The sequence below is a fragment of the Cryobacterium sp. TMT1-3 genome, from assembly GCF_004402315.1.
Lineage (GTDB): Bacteria > Actinomycetota > Actinomycetes > Actinomycetales > Microbacteriaceae > Cryobacterium > Cryobacterium luteum.
The window spans coordinates 395880-411139 of sequence record NZ_SOFW01000040.1 but is presented as its reverse complement, the minus strand read 5'-3'; the positions used below and the strand labels follow the sequence as shown (position 1 = coordinate 411139).

Below are 15260 nucleotides of genomic sequence, written 5' to 3'. Positions count from 1 at the left end.
AGATATGCACATGCCATACGTAACCTACATATCCGCCACCGGCAGTGAAACGGCCGTCGCGGGATTCGCCGGCGATTCCGTCATGGAGACCGCCGTGCGTAACGGCGTTCCCGGTATCGTCGCCGAGTGCGGCGGCAGCCTCTCCTGCGCCACCTGCCATGTCTTCGTCTGCGCCGACAGCGTCTTCGACCCGATGCAAGAGCTCGAGGACGACATGCTCGACGGCACCGCGATCGACCGCGAGGCCAACTCCCGGCTGTCCTGCCAGCTCAAGCTGAGCGACGCCGACATTCGCGTGACCACACCCGAAACGCAGGTGTAGACCATGCGAACCGGAACCGTCATCATCGGCGCCTGCCAGGCCGGCGTGCAGCTCGCCAGCAGCCTGCGCGAACTCGGCGACACCGAGCCGATCGTGCTGGTCGGCGAAGAGCCGCACGCTCCGTACCAGCGGCCGCCGCTGTCGAAGGCGTTCCTCAAGGGCGAGGCCACGGCCGATTCGCTCACCTTTCGCACCCACGAGTTCTATTCCGAGCACAGAATCGAGCTCGTCACCCGGGAGCGCATCGTCTCGATCGAGCGCGATGCCAGCGGCGGCGTGGCGACCGCCGAATCCGGCCGGCGCTTCGAATTCGCCCGGCTCGCCCTCACCACCGGCGCCGTTCCGCGCCAGATTCCGTTCGACGGCAGCGAACTCGAGGGGGTCAGCTACCTGCGCACCGCAACGGATGCCGCCCTCCTGGAACAGAGACTGGCCAGCGCCACCGACGTGGTCGTCGTGGGCGGAGGGTTCATCGGACTGGAAGTGGCCGCCGGAGCCCGCGCCGCGGGCAAGACCGTGACCGTGCTCGAAGCAGCGCCGCGATTGGTCGGTCGAGCCGTCTCCGAAGCTACGAGCGCGTTTTACCTGGCCGCGCACCGCCGTCGCGGAACACGGGTGGTTTTGAACGCCCAGGTCACCCGTTTTCTCGGGCAGCACGACCGCGTCACCGGGGTTCAACTGGCCAGCGGTGATGTGATCCCGGCCGACGTCGTTCTGATCGGCGTCGGTGTGATCGCCCGCACCGAACTGGCCGAGCAGCTCGGCCTCATGGTCGACAACGGCATCGTCGTCGACGCGAGCGCACTGTGCTCCGACGGGCTCACCGTCGCCGCTGGCGACTGCGCCAACCTGCCGAACCCCTCGCTCACACCCGGCGGTATCGACCGGCTGCGCCTGGAAAGCGTGCAGAACGCGGTCGAACAGGCCAAGGTCGCCGCCGCAACCCTGCTCGGCCTGCCCGCCGTATACTCCACGGTTCCATGGTTCTGGAGCGACCAGGCTGACCTCAAACTGCAGATCGCCGGCCTCAGCGGAGGACACGACCAGATCGTGCTGCGCGGCGACCCCGAGACCGAGAAATTCTCGGTGCTCTACTACCGCGCGGGGCAGCTCATCGCCGCCGACTGCGTGAACCGCCCGCTCGACTTCATTGCGGTGCGCGCCATTCTGCACTCGGGACAGCACCTGCCCAGTGACCGCGCCGCCGATCTGACCGTGCCACTGAAGAAGCTCGCCCTGCCCGCCGCTCTTGCCGTCTTGATCGGAAAGTAACCATGACACTGCAGACCGAAGAACTCGTCGACACCTCACCGATCGCGGCCGGCGTCGTCTCGATCGACCTCAACCCGCTCTGGCGGGCCGTGCGACTCGAGATGCGCTCGCGCTCCAACGACATCCACATTCCTATCTCGTTCGCTTTCGCCGAGCGGCTCTGCCAGGCCTATCCGGAGGCCGACGCCCTCGTGGTGCGGGTGGCCATTCTGCTGCACGACACCGGCTGGGCCAGGGTCGACGAGACCAAGATCATCTCGGAAGGTTTCGGCGCCAACTGGCGCCAGGCCGACATCCGCTACGAACACGAGGTGCGGGGGTGCGAAATCGCCCGCGAGGTGCTGCCAGCCCTCGGCTACGCCCACGAATTCGTCAGCCGGGTCACCGACATCATCGACGGGCACGACACCCGCTCCGAGAGTTACTCGATCGAGGACTCCCTCGTGCGCGACGCCGATCGCCTGTGGCGTTTCACGACCACCGGCATCGCGCTCGCCTCCGGCTGGTTCGGCCAGGAGCCCTCGGCCTACTGTCGGCGTCTGCGCACCGACATCGTTCCCGAGCTCATCACCGCGGCCGCCCACGAGATGGCGCTCGCCGAACTCGAACGCGCCGAGGCCCTGCTGCAAACGGATGTCCTTGCCACTGGCATCGACGCGTCCGCCCTCGACGGCAGCGGCGCATGACCAGCCTGCTGTCGATTCCCCTGACCGCGAACCTGCCATACCGCCACATTGACGATGTGTTCATCGACGGGCAGTGGCAGGTCGCGACGGGAACCGGCCGCACCCTGGTGACCAACCCGGCAACGGAGGAGGTCTGGGGGTCGGTGCCGCAGGCATCCGTCGCCGACCTCGACCAGGCGGTCGCGGCCGCCCGACGCGCGTTCGGCGGATGGCGCGACCTGGCTCCCACGGCGCGCGCCGGCTTTCTGCTGCGGCTGGCCGACGAGGTTGAGAAGCGGGCCGAGGCCATCTCACACACCAACACCTGGGAGAACGGGTCGCCGGTCGCGGAGTCCGGCCGGGCCGCGGGCAATGCCGCCTCGATTTTTCGCTACTTCGCCTCGCTCGCCGGCCTGCTCGAGACGGCCGACATTCGGCCATTTCCTGACGGTTCGGGCGAGACGGTGGTGCGGCAGGACCCGATCGGGGTCTGCGCGCTGATTGCGCCGTGGAACTTTCCGATCAACCTCGTCGTTGCCAAGCTCGCGCCGGCCCTGATGGCCGGCTGCACCGTCGTGATCAAGCCGGCCTCGCCGACGCCGCTCTCGGTGCGACTCATCATCGATGCCGCCCGAGCCGCCGGCCTCCCCGCCGGGGTGGTCAACCTCGTCACCGGACCGGGTTCGTTCGGCGACGCCCTGGTCAGGCATCCCGGTATCGACAAGGTGGCCTTCACCGGGTCGACCCCGGTCGGACGATCAATCGCCGGCACCTGCGGTCAGCTGCTGCGACCGGTCACGCTCGAACTCGGCGGCAAGTCGTCGGCGCTCGTGCTGCCTGACGCCGACCTCGACTCCCTGTCGAAGGTTCTCATCCGCACCTGCTTGCGCAACACCGGGCAGACCTGCTACATCTCGACCCGCATTCTCGCGCCGGTCGAGCGCTACGCCGAACTCGTCGACATGGTCACCGCCACCATCGCGGCCGCCAAACAGGGCGATCCGATGCAGCCCGACACCGTGTTCGGGCCTGCCGCTACGCGCGCTCAGGAGCAGACCGTGCGCGAGTACATCAGGAGCGGTGTGGCCGAGGGCGCACGGGCCACGACCGGCGGCGACGTGGCATCCGGCTTTGACCAGGGCTTTTTCGTGAAGCCCACGGTCTTCGCCGACGTGACGCCCGGCATGCGCATCGCCAGGGAGGAGATCTTCGGCCCGGTGCTGTCGATTTTGCGCTACAACTCCCTGGACGAGGGCGTGGCGCTCGCCAACAACACGTCATTTGGGCTCGGCGGCACGATCTTCTCCGAAGACCCCGACCGGGCGTTCGCACTCGCTGGTCGCCTCGACACCGGCTCGGTCGGTCTCGGCTTCTTCGCCTCCAATCACGCTGCGCCGTTCGCCGGTCGGCACGATTCCGGCCTCGGCGCCGAGTTCGGGCCGGAGGGTCTCAAGGCCTATCTTGTGCCGCAGTCGGTGCACCGCCGCATCCGCTGACCGGCGCGCGGGCTTCGGGCGGGTCAGCGGGCGCCGACGACCATCCAGGCCATGCTGCGGGCGCGCAGTGACAGCGTCACGGCGCGGGCGCCGAGGTAGCCGAGCGCGAACGCGGCCATGAGGAGCGCGAGCCCGGGCGCTCCCGTCGGCGCCCAGACCAGTACGGCGACGGCTAGCGGCACGAACACGGCGAGGTTGACCAGCCCGGTCAGGGCGAGGTAGCGGGCGTCGCCGGCTCCGATCAGCACGCCGTCGAGCACGAACACGACCGCGCCGAGGGGAACGGATGCCCCCAACACGACCAGGGTCGGCGGCAGCAACCGGGTCACCGCGCCGGAGCTCGTGAATGCGTGCCCGAGCACCCCGCTCGTGCCGATGACGACGACCGCGAGCACGAGGCCGGCGAGCACGCCCCACTCCAGGCAGCGACGCAGCACGGCACGCACGTGCGTGACGTCCCCGGCGCCGAGGCCGCGTCCGACGAGGGCCTGGGCGGCGATCGCGAGGGCGTCGAGGGCGAAGGCGAGCGTCGCGAACAGGGTCATTGCGATCTGAAATGCGGCGAGTTCGGGCGAGCCGAGCTGGGCAGCCACAAACACCGCGAGCAGCATGGCGGCACGCAGGCTCAGCGTGCGCACGAACAGCCAGCCGCCGCTCCGGGCGCCGAGCAGCAGCCCCGCCCGGTGCGGGCGCCGCGGGGCGTGGTGGCGGCGGGCATGCCGGGCGATGATGACGAGGTAGACGGCGACCATGCCCCACTGGGCCACGACGGTGCCGACAGCCGATCCGGCGATGCCCCAGCCGAGCAGGTAGATGAACACACAGTTGAGTGCGATGTTCGCTGTGAAACCGATCCCGGCCACGTACAGCGGAGTGCGGGTGTCCTGCAGCCCGCGCAGCAGACCGGTTGCGGCGAAGACCAGCAGCATGGCGGGCAGGCCGAACATGGAGATGCCGAGGTAGGTGGCGGCATCCGCTGTCACGGCGGTTTCGGCGCCGAACGCGCCGACGAGCGTCGGGGTGGCAAGCAGGCCGCCGGCCGCGAGCACGACGCCCAGGCCGAGGGCGAGCCAGAGCCCGTCGATGCCGACCGATACCGCCCGTCGGCTGTCGCCGGCGCCGAGCCAGCGGGCCACGGTCGGGGTGGTGCTGTAGGCAAGAAAGACCATGAGGCCGATGATGGTCTGCAGCACGGCGCTCGCCAGACCGAGGCCGGCCAGCGGCGTGGTGCCGAGGTGGCCGACCATGGCCGAATCGGCCAGCAGGAACAGCGGCTCGGCCACGAGGGCGCCGAGCGCGGGCACGGCGAGCCGCAGAATGTCCCGGTCGATGGGCTGGGCCCGCAAAATGTTGATGCTTCGACTCTACGGCGGCGGCGCTGTCGATCACTGCGGCCGCCCCAGGCCTCTGCTTCGCCGCGCCAGCTGTCGGTTGCCGTGCCAGGCGGAGTGGGCGCGTCCACCCGCACCGGGCGCGCCCAAGCCCCGCGGTGGCGTTGCCGCGCCCTGCAGAGGTGCGCGGTACGCCGATTACCGTAGCGGCTGCCCGGAACGGGCGCGGTCATCCGCTCGTAAACGGATACGGCACGCGCAATTTACGAAAGCGGCTTACGTCAGCCCGCCAACCGTCGGAAATGTTAAGAATGCCGAATCTTTCACGAGCGATGCCCGAAAAACGGGCGCATCTCCCGCCCCATCCAGCTATGTTCGACCCAGGAGGTGCTGCTGACCGTGGCTGCTCCGGGCACACTCTGCCGCGCGGGGGACATCATCCCCAGCCTCGAGTGCCCCTCCCACAGGGAGGTTTGCCGCCTCATCGTCGAGCGTGTTGACTTCCTCATTGCTTTGAAAGGCTTTTATCATGCCCGATCCCCAGCTCCCCCCCGAGGCACCCCGCGTCGGCGTCGTGCGTGAGAGCGGGGCGGATGAGCGGCGCGTTGCCCTCGTGCCCCGCGCCGTCGCCTCACTCATCGCGAAGGGCCTCGACGTTGTGGTCGAGTCTGGGGCGGGAGCGGGGGCCCTCATGGGTGACGACCTCTATCTCGCCGCCGGCGCCACCATCGGCGACGCGTGGAGTGCTGACATCGTGCTCAAGGTGGCCCCGCCCACCGACGCCGAGATCGCCCGACTGGCGGCGGGCACGACCCTGATCGGATTCCTCGCGCCGCGAAACGCGGACAACAAGATCGGCGCCCTACAGAATGCCGGCGTTGTCGGCTATGCGGTTGAAGCAATTCCACGCATCTCCCGGGCCCAGGTGATGGACGCGCTCTCGTCGCAGGCAAACGTCGCCGGCTACAAGTCGGTCATCCTCGCCGCATCGCTGTCGACCCGGTTCTTTCCGATGTTGACCACCGCCGCCGGCACCGTGAAGCCGGCCAGTGTGCTCGTGCTCGGCGTGGGCGTGGCGGGGTTGCAGGCTCTGGCCACCGCGAAGCGGCTCGGCGGCCGGGCAACCGGCTACGACGTGCGGCCGGAGGTCGCCGACCAGGTGCGATCGGTGGGAGCCCAGTGGCTCGAGGTGGGCATCGATGCGGCCGGCGACGGCGGCTATGCCCGCGAACTCACCGACCAGGAACGTGCCGCGCAGCAGGCCGCGCTCGAGACGGCGATCTCCACGTTCGATGTCGTCATCACGACCGCTCTCGTGCCGGGGCGCCCGGCGCCGCGGCTGGTGACCGCTGCGGCCGTGCACGGTATGAAGCCGGGCAGTGTCGTCATCGACATGGCGGGTGAGACCGGCGGCAACTGCGAGCTCACCGTGCCCGGTGAGACCGTGGTCATCGGTGGCGTCACCATTGCGTCCCCACTGAACCTGCCCTCGACGATGCCCGAGCATGCGAGCGAGCTCTACTCGAAGAACCTCACCGCCCTGCTGGACCTGCTGGTGCGGGACGGCCGACTCAACCCCGACTATTCCGACGACGTGGTTGCCCTCTCCTGCGTTACGCGCGACTCCGTCTCGAACAGGATCTGACCCATGGACTACACCGGCTTTCTGGCGAACATCGCCATCCTCGTGCTTTCGGGTTTCATCGGCTTCGCTGTGATCTCCAAGGTGCCCAACACCCTGCACACCCCGCTCATGTCGGGCACCAACGCCATCCACGGAATCGTCGTGCTCGGCGCCCTCGTGGTGCTCGGCACGGCTGAGAACCCGGGCCTGCCGCTGCAGATCATCTCGTTCGTGGCGATCGTTTTCGGAACCGTGAACGTCATCGGCGGGTTCGTCGTGACCGACCGCATGCTTGCGATGTTCAAGACCCGCCCGACCGCGTCGACCGACGGGAAAAACTGACCATGGATATTCTCGTCTACGCCCTCTACATCGTGGCCTTCGCGATGTTCATCCTCGGATTGTCCGGCCTCACCGCCCCTCGGTCGGCCGTGCGCGGCAATAAGATCGCTGCGGCCGGCATGGCCGTCGCCTTTGTGGCGACCCTGATCCACATCCGCGAGACTGGCAGTTGGCTGATAATCATTATCGCCCTCATCGTCGGCGTGGTCATCGGCATCCCGCCCGCCCGCAGGGTGAAGATGACGGCGGTGCCGCAGCTGGTCGCCCTGTTCAACGGGGTCGGCGGCGGAACCGTCGCCCTCATCGCCTGGGGCGAATTCATTGACAGTGACGGCTTCACCGGCCTGCACGCCGCCTCCGGCCCGGTGCTGCCGCTCGTGATCGCGTCGCTGTTCGCGGCGATCATCGGTTCGTTGTCGTTCTGGGGCTCGATCGTGGCGTTCCTGAAACTGCAGCAGATTCTGCCCGGGCATCCGTTGTCGGTCGGCCGGTTGCAACAGCCGCTGAACGCGATCCTGTTCCTCGGCTCGGTCGTTGCGGCCGTCATCGTCGGCATTGGCTCGGTCGGTACCGGCGCTGACCCGGTCTGGTTCGGCGCGATCCTCGTTGTGGCGGGCGTCCTCGGGGTCACGACCGTGCTTCCAATCGGCGGCGCTGACATGCCCGTCGTTATCTCGCTGCTCAACGCGCTCACCGGTCTGTCCGCGGCGGCGGCCGGGCTCGCGCTGAACAACATCGCGATGATCGTCGCCGGCATGATCGTCGGGGCGTCGGGAACCATCCTCACCAACCTCATGGCCAAGGCGATGAACCGGTCGATCCTCTCGATCGTCGCCGGCGGATTCGGCGGAGCCAAGGGCGCTGCGGCAGCGAGCAGCGGCGACCAGATCGCAAAATCCACTTCCGCAGCGGATGCCGCCATCAAGCTCGCCTACGCCAACCAGGTCATCATCGTGCCCGGCTACGGGCTCGCCGTCGCCCAGGCCCAGCACGCCGTGAAGGACATGGCCAAGGTGCTCGAAGCGCGCGGCATCGAGGTGAAGTTTGCGATCCACCCGGTGGCCGGGCGCATGCCCGGGCACATGAACGTGCTCCTCGCCGAAGCCGACGTCTCCTACGACGCGATGAAGGAGATGGACGACATCAACGGCGAGTTCTCGCGCACCGACGTCACCATCGTCATCGGCGCCAACGACGTCACCAACCCCGCCGCACGCAGCGACCCGAACTCGCCCATCTTCGGCATGCCCGTGCTCAACGTGACCGAGTCCCGGTCGGTCATCGTGCTCAAACGCTCGATGAGTTCAGGGTTCGCCGGCATCGAGAATCCCCTGTTCTTCGGTGAGAACACCACCATGCTCTTCGGCGATGCCAAGAAATCGGTCGCTCAGGTGACCGAGGAACTCAAGGCGCTGTAGCAGGCCCCGACTGCACGCTCACCTTCGCCCAAACCTCAACCTAAGCGCTATCGAGCGAAGACCGCGAGGCCAGCGTTCACCCGGCATTAATAATGAATGACTGCACAATCCTTCTCGAAGTATAATTAATCTTAAAATTAATTATAAATTTGCGTCGAAAGGTGCTGCGGTGACAATATTTGGGCTTTCTCCCGTGCAGGTGGCTGTTCAGGGCGCGCTTGAGGCGCTCAACAATGGGTATCCGGTGGTTGAGCGTCAGATTCTCGATCTGAAGGAGGAGTCGGGGCGGCGCACATCTGTCGGTCAGATCCTGCCGGCAGAGCCAAAAAACGAGGGTGCCGTCGACAAGCTTGCTCCAGAAGTGGCCTGCATGGCCAATACTCCCGGCGGTGGAGCTCTGCTTCTCGGCGTTGCGGATAACAGTGAGCTAATTGGCACACAGCTCGACCCGGAATGGCTTCGAGCGCGACTCTACGACAAACTCGAGCGTCGTGTCACGGTTGACGTGCGACCGGTCGAGATTCGTGGCACGCGCATACTCGTGATCATTATTCCCGAGGCCATCGAGCCGGTCCGCTACAACAGCAGGCTCAATTGGCGGGTCAGTGACCGATGCGTTGAGATTGACGCGTCGAGTTGGCATGACCGTCGGCACCGATACCTGCAGGTGGACTGGTCTTCGCAAGGGAGCACCTACTCGGTTGACGCTGTGCGTGCGGGCGCTGTCGAAGTGGCTCGCGATTTTCTTCGCGATTCTGCAGACTCGTCTGCGCGAGAACTTGTCGACTTGCCCACCACTGACCTGTTGCGACGACTCAATGCGGTGGACGGTTCGGGAGTGCTCACGAACGCTGCTGCGCTCACGTTCGTTGGGCGGGGGGAACCAGGCCTGGACTACCTGCGCCGGGAATACGCTGGTGGCGACAGCATCGCCCGAGTGCGACGAGAGAACCGGTCGTTGTTGGAGGAGTTGCAGGAAGTCTTCACGACTTCTCGGGCATACAACCCGACCACGCACCTCGATGAGGGGCTGGCCCACGGTCAGGTACGCCAGATCCCGGAACGTGCGCTTCGCGAAGCGATCGTTAACGGCGTTGCCCATCGGGAGTGGACGATAAGCGCTCCGACCGTTGTCGAACATATCGGCGGGCTCCTTCGAGTCACCAGCCCCGGCGGATTCGTGTCGGGGGTGAGCCCAGAGAACATCATCAACCATCCATCGGCATCCCGGAATACGGCGCTTGTTGACCTCCTGGCTTCTCTAAGAGTCGCAGAGCGGGAAGGGATCGGCATCGATCGCATGTTCGGTGACATGCTGCGGCTCGGCTACGGCGCTCCGGACATCTCGCAAATTGACGGACCGAGCGTCGTGACTCTACTAATTGGCAACCATCCGAACGCGGCCTGGATCGAGTGGTTGAACCGGCTCAGCGACCCACGGGTCGGGTCCGATCTTCGATTCCTGATGACACTACATTTCGCGGTCACCCACGGCTGGCTCGATGCCCGCGTATTGGCGCCGTATCTCCAAGTCACGGAACCTGAGGCGAGCGACGCGATCGCCACCGTCGCCGACCTGACCACTGACGGGCATCCCGTCCTGATCGATGTGAGAGGAACGCCTCCCGGAACGCCGCACGCCAAGGCACTCAGCGAGCACGCACGAACTGCGCTGACTGCTCTAGAAGTAAATAGGAGTATCCGACGCTCATGGCCCACACGAGAGGATGTCGCCCAGTCCTACGCCGCAGCACGTGGCCGTATCAGTACGACCGAATTAGGAGACCTCGTCGGAGCCCACGCCACGAACGTCGGCTCGGTATTGTCGGCCCTTGAGGACCAGGGCGTGCTCAAGCCTTCACGAGAGCAGCGCCGTGGAGCCGGCTTCCACTATCTATACGTTCAGAGCTAGACCCCCGTTGATCACGCGCACGGCCTCGGCCCATCAGACCACCCGCCGCACTGTGGCAAACTGCTCGCCGTGACCACACAACCCGAGCGCCGCATGCTCCTCGACACCGCAGCCCTGTACTTTCGGGCGTTCTACGGCGTGCCTGACACCGTTCGCGGCCCGGACGGCCAGCCGGTGAACGCCGTGCGCGGGCTGCTCGACATGATCGCCCGGCTCGCAACGGAGTTTGAGCCGACCGAGATCGTGGCCTGCTGGGATAATGACTGGCGCCCGCAGTGGCGGGTCGACCTCATCCCCACCTACAAGACTCACCGGGTCGCCGCCGCGCCGACACCGACGACAGCGGATGCCGACCCCGCCCTCGAAGTCGTGCCCGACCTGCTCAGCCCCCAGGTTCCGATCATCCGCGAGGTGCTGGGCGCGCTCGGCATCCCCATCGTCGGAGCCGCGCGGCACGAGGCCGACGACGTGATCGGCACCCTGGCCTCGCACGCCACCACCCCCGTCGACATCGTCACCGGTGACCGCGACCTGTTCCAGCTCGTCGACGACTCGCGACACGTGCGAGTGATCTACACCGGCCGCGCGGCATGTCCCGGCTGGAGATGCTCACGGATGCCTCCCTCACGATCAGGACCGGCGTCACCCCTGGGCAATATGCCGACTTCGCCGCGCTGCGCGGCGACGCCTCGGACGCTCAACCGAGTCCCCGCTGCACGGCCACCTGTCACCGGCCCCGGATAGGCTGGGGCCATGACTGAGCTGGCGACTGCATCCGGAATCAACCAGAACGAACTCGACCCGGAGGTGCGCCCGCAGGACGACCTCTTTCGGCACGTGAACGGCAAGTGGATCGCCCGCAGCGAGATCCCCGCCGACAAGGCCCGCTGGGGCTCGTTTATGATGCTCGCCGAAGACGCCGAGAAGGCCGTGCGCGAGATCATCATCGAAGCACAGACCGCCCCGACCGGCAGCCTCGAGCGCAAGTTCGGCGACCTCTACACGAGCTTCCTCGACGAAGAACGCATCGAAGCGCTCGGCGCCACCCCGCTGCAGAAAGACCTCGCAGCGGTCGACGCGGTCACCACCATCTCGGAGTTGCTCGCGGCCCTCGGCCGCCTCGAGCGCGGCGGCGTCGCCGGAGCCTTCCACCTCTACGTCGACAACGACCCGGGCAACCCCGAACGCTACCTCGTCTTCATCGCGCAGGGCGGCATCGGCCTGCCCGACGAGAGCTACTATCGCGAAGAAAAGTTCGCCGAGATTCGCACCAAGTACCAGGTTTTTCTCGAGCGGATGTTCACCCTCACCGGTTTCGCCGACGCCGCCCCCCGCGCAGCGCGCGTCTTCGCCCTCGAAACCGAACTCGCCTCGCACCACTGGGACAAAGTGGCCACCCGCGACAGCGAGAAGACCTACAACCTGCGCACCTGGGGCCAGGTCTCCGCGCTCGCCGCCGGCGCCGACGTGGATCTCTGGCTGGAGGGCCTCGACGCCCCGGCCGGCGCCCTCGACGAGGTCGTCGTGCGCGAACCCAGCTACATCGCCGGGCTCGCTGCGACCCTCACCGATGACCGCCTGGAATCGTGGCAGGACTGGCTGCGGTGGCAGGTCATCCGCTCGAGTGCTGCGTACCTGTCCGGCGAATTCGTCGAGGCTAACTTCGACTTCTATGGTCGCACCCTGAGCGGCACCCCGCAGCTGCGCGACCGCTGGAAGCGCGGCGTCTCGCTCGTGGAGGGCGCCCTCGGCGAGGCCGTCGGCCGCATCTACGTGGAGCGTCACTTCAAGCCGAGCGCCAAGGCGAGCATGGACGTGCTCGTGGCCAACCTGGTCGCCGCCTACGAGAACAGCATCAGCACCCTCGACTGGATGACCGAGGACACCCGCACGAGGGCCCTCGAGAAGCTCAGCAAGTTCACGCCGAAGATCGGCTATCCGGTGAAGTGGCGCGACTATTCGAGCCTTCAGATCACCGCCGACGACCTGATCAGCAACGTCAAGGCCGCCGGTGAGTTCGAGTTTCAGCGCGAGCTCGGCAAGATCGGCAAGCCGCTCGACCGCGACGAATGGTTCATGACCCCGCAGACCATCAATGCGTATTACAACCCCGGGTTCAATGAGATCGTCTTTCCGGCCGCCATTTTGCAGTTTCCGTTCTTCGACGACGACCGCGACTCGGCCGCAAACTATGGCGCGATCGGCGCGGTCATCGGCCACGAGATCGGCCACGGCTTCGACGACCAGGGCTCCAAGTACGACGGCGACGGCCGCCTCATCGATTGGTGGACCGCCGACGACAAGGCCGCGTTCGAAACGCGCACGACCGCGCTGATCGCCCAGTTCGACGGGCTCGAACCGAAAACCATCCCCGGCCACACCGTGAACGGTGCGCTCACGATCGGCGAGAACATCGGCGACCTCGGCGGTCTTTCTATTGCCTGGAAGGCCTACCTGCTCTCGCTGAACGGCCAGGTGAGCCCGGTCATCGACGGGCTCACCGGTGCCGAACGATTCTTCCTCTCCTGGGCCCAGGCCTGGCAGATGAAGCTGCGCGACGCTGAGGCCATCCGCTTGCTGGCCATCGACCCGCACTCGCCGAACGAGTTTCGCTGCAACCAGATCGTCAGCAACATTCCGGCGTTCTACGAGGCCTTCGACGTCACCGAAGCGGATACCCTCTACCTCGCTCCCGAGAAGCGCGTCACCATCTGGTAACACGCCTGGGTTAGTGTGGGCCTTGCTGGAACGAGCAGGGGCGCGTGGCCGCGCCGTGGAAGGAAGGGGCCGACAATGGACTTTCCGACTCGCGGTAACGCCGCTGGCAGCGCTGCGGCAGATGCTGGCGGCCGCCGCGCCGACCTCGGCGCCAGCCCAGCGGATGCCACCAGCCCCGGTCGTTCCCGCCACGCCGCGGCTCCCGAGGGTAAACATCGCACCCGTGACGCTCCGCAGAATTTCGCGCGCGGCTTTGCTTCGCTCGGCGAACTCGCCCTGGGCGGGGTGCAGGTTTCGGCCAGGGCGACCGACCTCTCGACCGGGCGGGTGCTGTTCTCGGTCGACGACCACGTCTCGATGCCCACGGCGAGCGTGGGCAAGGTGCTGCTGCTGATCGAGGTGGCTGCTCGGCTGAAAGATGCCGAGTTCGGCCTGGCCACGATGCTTGAACGCACGGGTATCGATGCGGTCGGCGATTCCGGAATCTGGCAGCACCTGCAGGTGTCCCGGCTGAGCGTGGCCGACCTTGCCGCACTCGTGGGCGCCACGAGCGACAACCTGGCGACCAACGTGCTCATTCGCGCCGTCGGACTGCACGCGGTGCGGGCGCGCACCGAGAGCCTCGGGCTCAGCCGCACAGCCCTGCTCGACCTCGTGCGCACCAAACGCGGTCCGGATGACGCGCCGCAATTGTCGGTGGGCAGCGCCAAAGAGCTCACCTGGCTGTTCACCGCCCTGGCCAGGGGCGAGATCGTCGACGCCGAGACGAGTGGCCGAGTGATCGGCTGGCTCTCGCTCAACTCCGACCTGTCGCTCGTAGCGAGTGCTTTCGGGCTCGATCCGCTCGCGCATCGGGAGAAGGATCACGGGCTGCTCATGGTCAACAAGACCGGAACGGATGTCGGTGTTCGCGCCGAGGTGGGCATCCTGCGCGGTCCGCGTGCCGGCGTGACCTATGCGGTGGCCATGCTGTTCGACGATACCCGGCTGATGACCCGGCTCGCCGCGCTCGACGGAATGCGCGCGGTTGGGGCCGACCTGCTGGAGTACGTGCACTGAGCCGGACGGGGCTCGGGCCCCGTCCCCGTCCCAGTTTAGAAACTGGGCCCGGGGTCACAGAGGAGGCCCGAAGACTGGTCAGCCACCGAATCTCTTGCGTGCGGGACCAGACCATCGACGATGTGTGCCATCGTGGAGGTGTCGGGCATAGCGGCCCGCCAACTACGCGAAGGAGCTATGCCATGGCGGTCATCGGATGGATTGGGCTGGGCCACATGGGCGGCCCCATGACGGCGAACCTGGTGAAGGCCGGGCACAGCGTGCGCGGTTTCGACCTGAGCACCCCGGCTCTCGATGCTGCGGTGGAAGCCGGCGTCACCCGCGCGACAAGCATCAAGGACGCCGTCGCCGGCGCGGACGTGGTCTTCACCATGCTGCCCAAGGGCGACCACGCCCGTGCGGTGTACTTCGGCGACGAGGGCGTGCTGGCTCACGCCGCAACGACGACCCTGCTGGTGGACTCCTCGACGATCGACATCGAGTCGGCCCAGGCGCTGCACGATGCGGCCGCAGCAGCCGGTTTTCGCTTCGTCGACGCTCCGGTCTCGGGCGGAATCACCGGCGCCGAAGCCGGAACGCTCACCTTCATGATCGGCGGAGACACGGATGCCGTCACCGACGCGACCGCGTTCATCGAGCCGATGGCCGCGAATATCATTCCCACCGGCGGCGCCACGACCGGCCAGGCCGCGAAGATCTGCAACAATCTCATGTTGTTCATCAATCTCGCCGCCACCTCCGAAGGAGCGGTTTTGGCCGATCGGCTGGGACTGGACCCGCAGGTGTTCTGGAATATCGCATCCGTTTCGTCGGGCGACAGCTGGGCGTTGCGCACCTGGTACCCCGTCGAGGGGGTCGTGCCGTCGGCGGCCGTGAACCGTGATTTCGCGCCGACCTTCACGGCCGAGCTCGCCAACAAAGACATCGGCCTCGCGGTGGCCGCCGCCGCGGCAACCGACACGCCGCTCGAAATCGGGCAGCACGTGCAGCAGCTGTTCCAGCGCCTGATCGACCAGGGACAGGGCGGCAAGGACTGCTCCATGATCGTGAAACTGGTCGACGGCTCCCTGGCGTGAGGCCTGCGCCGAGCCGTGAGTCCTG

12 protein-coding genes and 1 pseudogene are annotated in these 15260 nt (G+C 66.9%); 12 read left to right on the top strand and 1 reads right to left on the bottom strand.

Translation table 11 applies throughout. The features are described from left to right. Positions 1–10 precede the first annotated feature (10 nt). Genes E3O25_RS16540 through E3O25_RS16525 form a run of 4 tightly spaced genes read left to right on the top strand, consistent with a single transcriptional unit; the run spans position 11 to position 3755 of the window. On the top strand, positions 11–322 hold the full coding sequence (locus tag E3O25_RS16540; protein WP_092106851.1) for a 2Fe-2S iron-sulfur cluster-binding protein: 312 nt from the start codon (positions 11–13) through the stop codon (positions 320–322). A gap of 3 nt (positions 323–325) precedes the next feature. After that, positions 326–1594 (top strand): NAD(P)/FAD-dependent oxidoreductase, encoded by a 1269-nt coding sequence (locus tag E3O25_RS16535; RefSeq protein WP_134361655.1) that lies wholly within the window; start codon positions 326–328, stop codon positions 1592–1594. Between the two features lie 2 nt (positions 1595–1596). Further along, positions 1597–2280 (top strand): HD domain-containing protein, encoded by a 684-nt coding sequence (locus E3O25_RS16530; protein ID WP_134361654.1) that lies wholly within the window; start codon positions 1597–1599, stop codon positions 2278–2280. Next, positions 2277–3755 carry an aldehyde dehydrogenase family protein gene (locus E3O25_RS16525; protein WP_092106753.1) on the top strand — a complete coding sequence of 493 codons (1479 nt, stop codon included), beginning with the start codon at positions 2277–2279 and terminating at the stop codon, positions 3753–3755. Before E3O25_RS16530 ends, E3O25_RS16525 begins: the two co-directional genes overlap by 4 nt. A 23-nt stretch (positions 3756–3778) precedes the next feature. Here the strand turns inward: E3O25_RS16525 and E3O25_RS16520 are convergent, their stop codons facing one another. Continuing rightward, on the bottom strand, positions 3779–5101 hold the full coding sequence (locus E3O25_RS16520; protein ID WP_134361653.1) for an MATE family efflux transporter: 1323 nt from the start codon (positions 5099–5101) through the stop codon (positions 3779–3781). Between the two features lie 514 nt (positions 5102–5615). On the opposite strand from E3O25_RS16520, the gene E3O25_RS16515 reads away from it, so the two are divergent. The 8 genes and pseudogenes from E3O25_RS16515 (at position 5616) to mmsB (ending at position 15235) form a co-directional block, all read left to right on the top strand. Beyond that, on the top strand, positions 5616–6731 hold the full coding sequence (locus E3O25_RS16515; protein ID WP_092106749.1) for an NAD(P) transhydrogenase subunit alpha: 1116 nt from the start codon (positions 5616–5618) through the stop codon (positions 6729–6731). Between the two features lie 3 nt (positions 6732–6734). Next, a complete protein-coding gene (locus E3O25_RS16510) occupies positions 6735–7052 on the top strand; it encodes an NAD(P) transhydrogenase subunit alpha (RefSeq protein ID WP_092106747.1) in 318 nt (105 codons plus the stop codon). A 2-nt stretch (positions 7053–7054) separates the two neighbouring features. Then, positions 7055–8470, top strand: a complete 1416-nt coding sequence (locus tag E3O25_RS16505; RefSeq protein WP_092106745.1) for an NAD(P)(+) transhydrogenase (Re/Si-specific) subunit beta — start codon at positions 7055–7057, stop codon at positions 8468–8470. A 169-nt stretch (positions 8471–8639) separates the two neighbouring features. After that, positions 8640–10382: an RNA-binding domain-containing protein gene (locus tag E3O25_RS16500; RefSeq protein ID WP_134361652.1), complete on the top strand. Its 1743-nt coding sequence runs from the start codon at positions 8640–8642 to the stop codon at positions 10380–10382. Between the two features lie 93 nt (positions 10383–10475). Further along, positions 10476–11086, top strand: a pseudogene (locus E3O25_RS16495) (flap endonuclease); the annotation flags it as partial. Between the two features lie 49 nt (positions 11087–11135). Beyond that, complete coding sequence (locus E3O25_RS16490; protein WP_134361651.1) at positions 11136–13100, top strand: M13 family metallopeptidase; 1965 nt, start codon at positions 11136–11138, stop codon at positions 13098–13100. Between the two features lie 75 nt (positions 13101–13175). Next, a complete protein-coding gene (locus E3O25_RS16485) occupies positions 13176–14159 on the top strand; it encodes a serine hydrolase (protein WP_134361650.1) in 984 nt (327 codons plus the stop codon). 182 nt (positions 14160–14341) lie between these two features. Beyond that, positions 14342–15235, top strand: a complete 894-nt coding sequence (gene mmsB, locus E3O25_RS16480) for a 3-hydroxyisobutyrate dehydrogenase (protein ID WP_092106737.1) — start codon at positions 14342–14344, stop codon at positions 15233–15235. The last annotated feature ends 25 nt before the right edge of the window (positions 15236–15260 follow it).

What these genes read in the sequence shown, in the direction of transcription:
- E3O25_RS16485 (WP_134361650.1), top strand. Translation starts at nt 13,176, where the DNA reads ATGGACTTTCCGACTCGCGGTAACGCCGCTGGCAGCGCTGCGGCAGAT.
- E3O25_RS16490 (WP_134361651.1), top strand. Translation starts at nt 11,136, where the DNA reads ATGACTGAGCTGGCGACTGCATCCGGAATCAACCAGAACGAACTCGAC.
- E3O25_RS16505 (WP_092106745.1), top strand. Translation starts at nt 7,055, where the DNA reads ATGGATATTCTCGTCTACGCCCTCTACATCGTGGCCTTCGCGATGTTC.
- E3O25_RS16540 (WP_092106851.1), top strand. Translation starts at nt 11, where the DNA reads ATGCCATACGTAACCTACATATCCGCCACCGGCAGTGAAACGGCCGTC.
- E3O25_RS16530 (WP_134361654.1), top strand. Translation starts at nt 1,597, where the DNA reads ATGACACTGCAGACCGAAGAACTCGTCGACACCTCACCGATCGCGGCC.
- E3O25_RS16510 (WP_092106747.1), top strand. Translation starts at nt 6,735, where the DNA reads ATGGACTACACCGGCTTTCTGGCGAACATCGCCATCCTCGTGCTTTCG.
- E3O25_RS16515 (WP_092106749.1), top strand. Translation starts at nt 5,616, where the DNA reads ATGCCCGATCCCCAGCTCCCCCCCGAGGCACCCCGCGTCGGCGTCGTG.
- E3O25_RS16535 (WP_134361655.1), top strand. Translation starts at nt 326, where the DNA reads ATGCGAACCGGAACCGTCATCATCGGCGCCTGCCAGGCCGGCGTGCAG.
- mmsB (WP_092106737.1), top strand. Translation starts at nt 14,342, where the DNA reads ATGGCGGTCATCGGATGGATTGGGCTGGGCCACATGGGCGGCCCCATG.
- E3O25_RS16525 (WP_092106753.1), top strand. Translation starts at nt 2,277, where the DNA reads ATGACCAGCCTGCTGTCGATTCCCCTGACCGCGAACCTGCCATACCGC.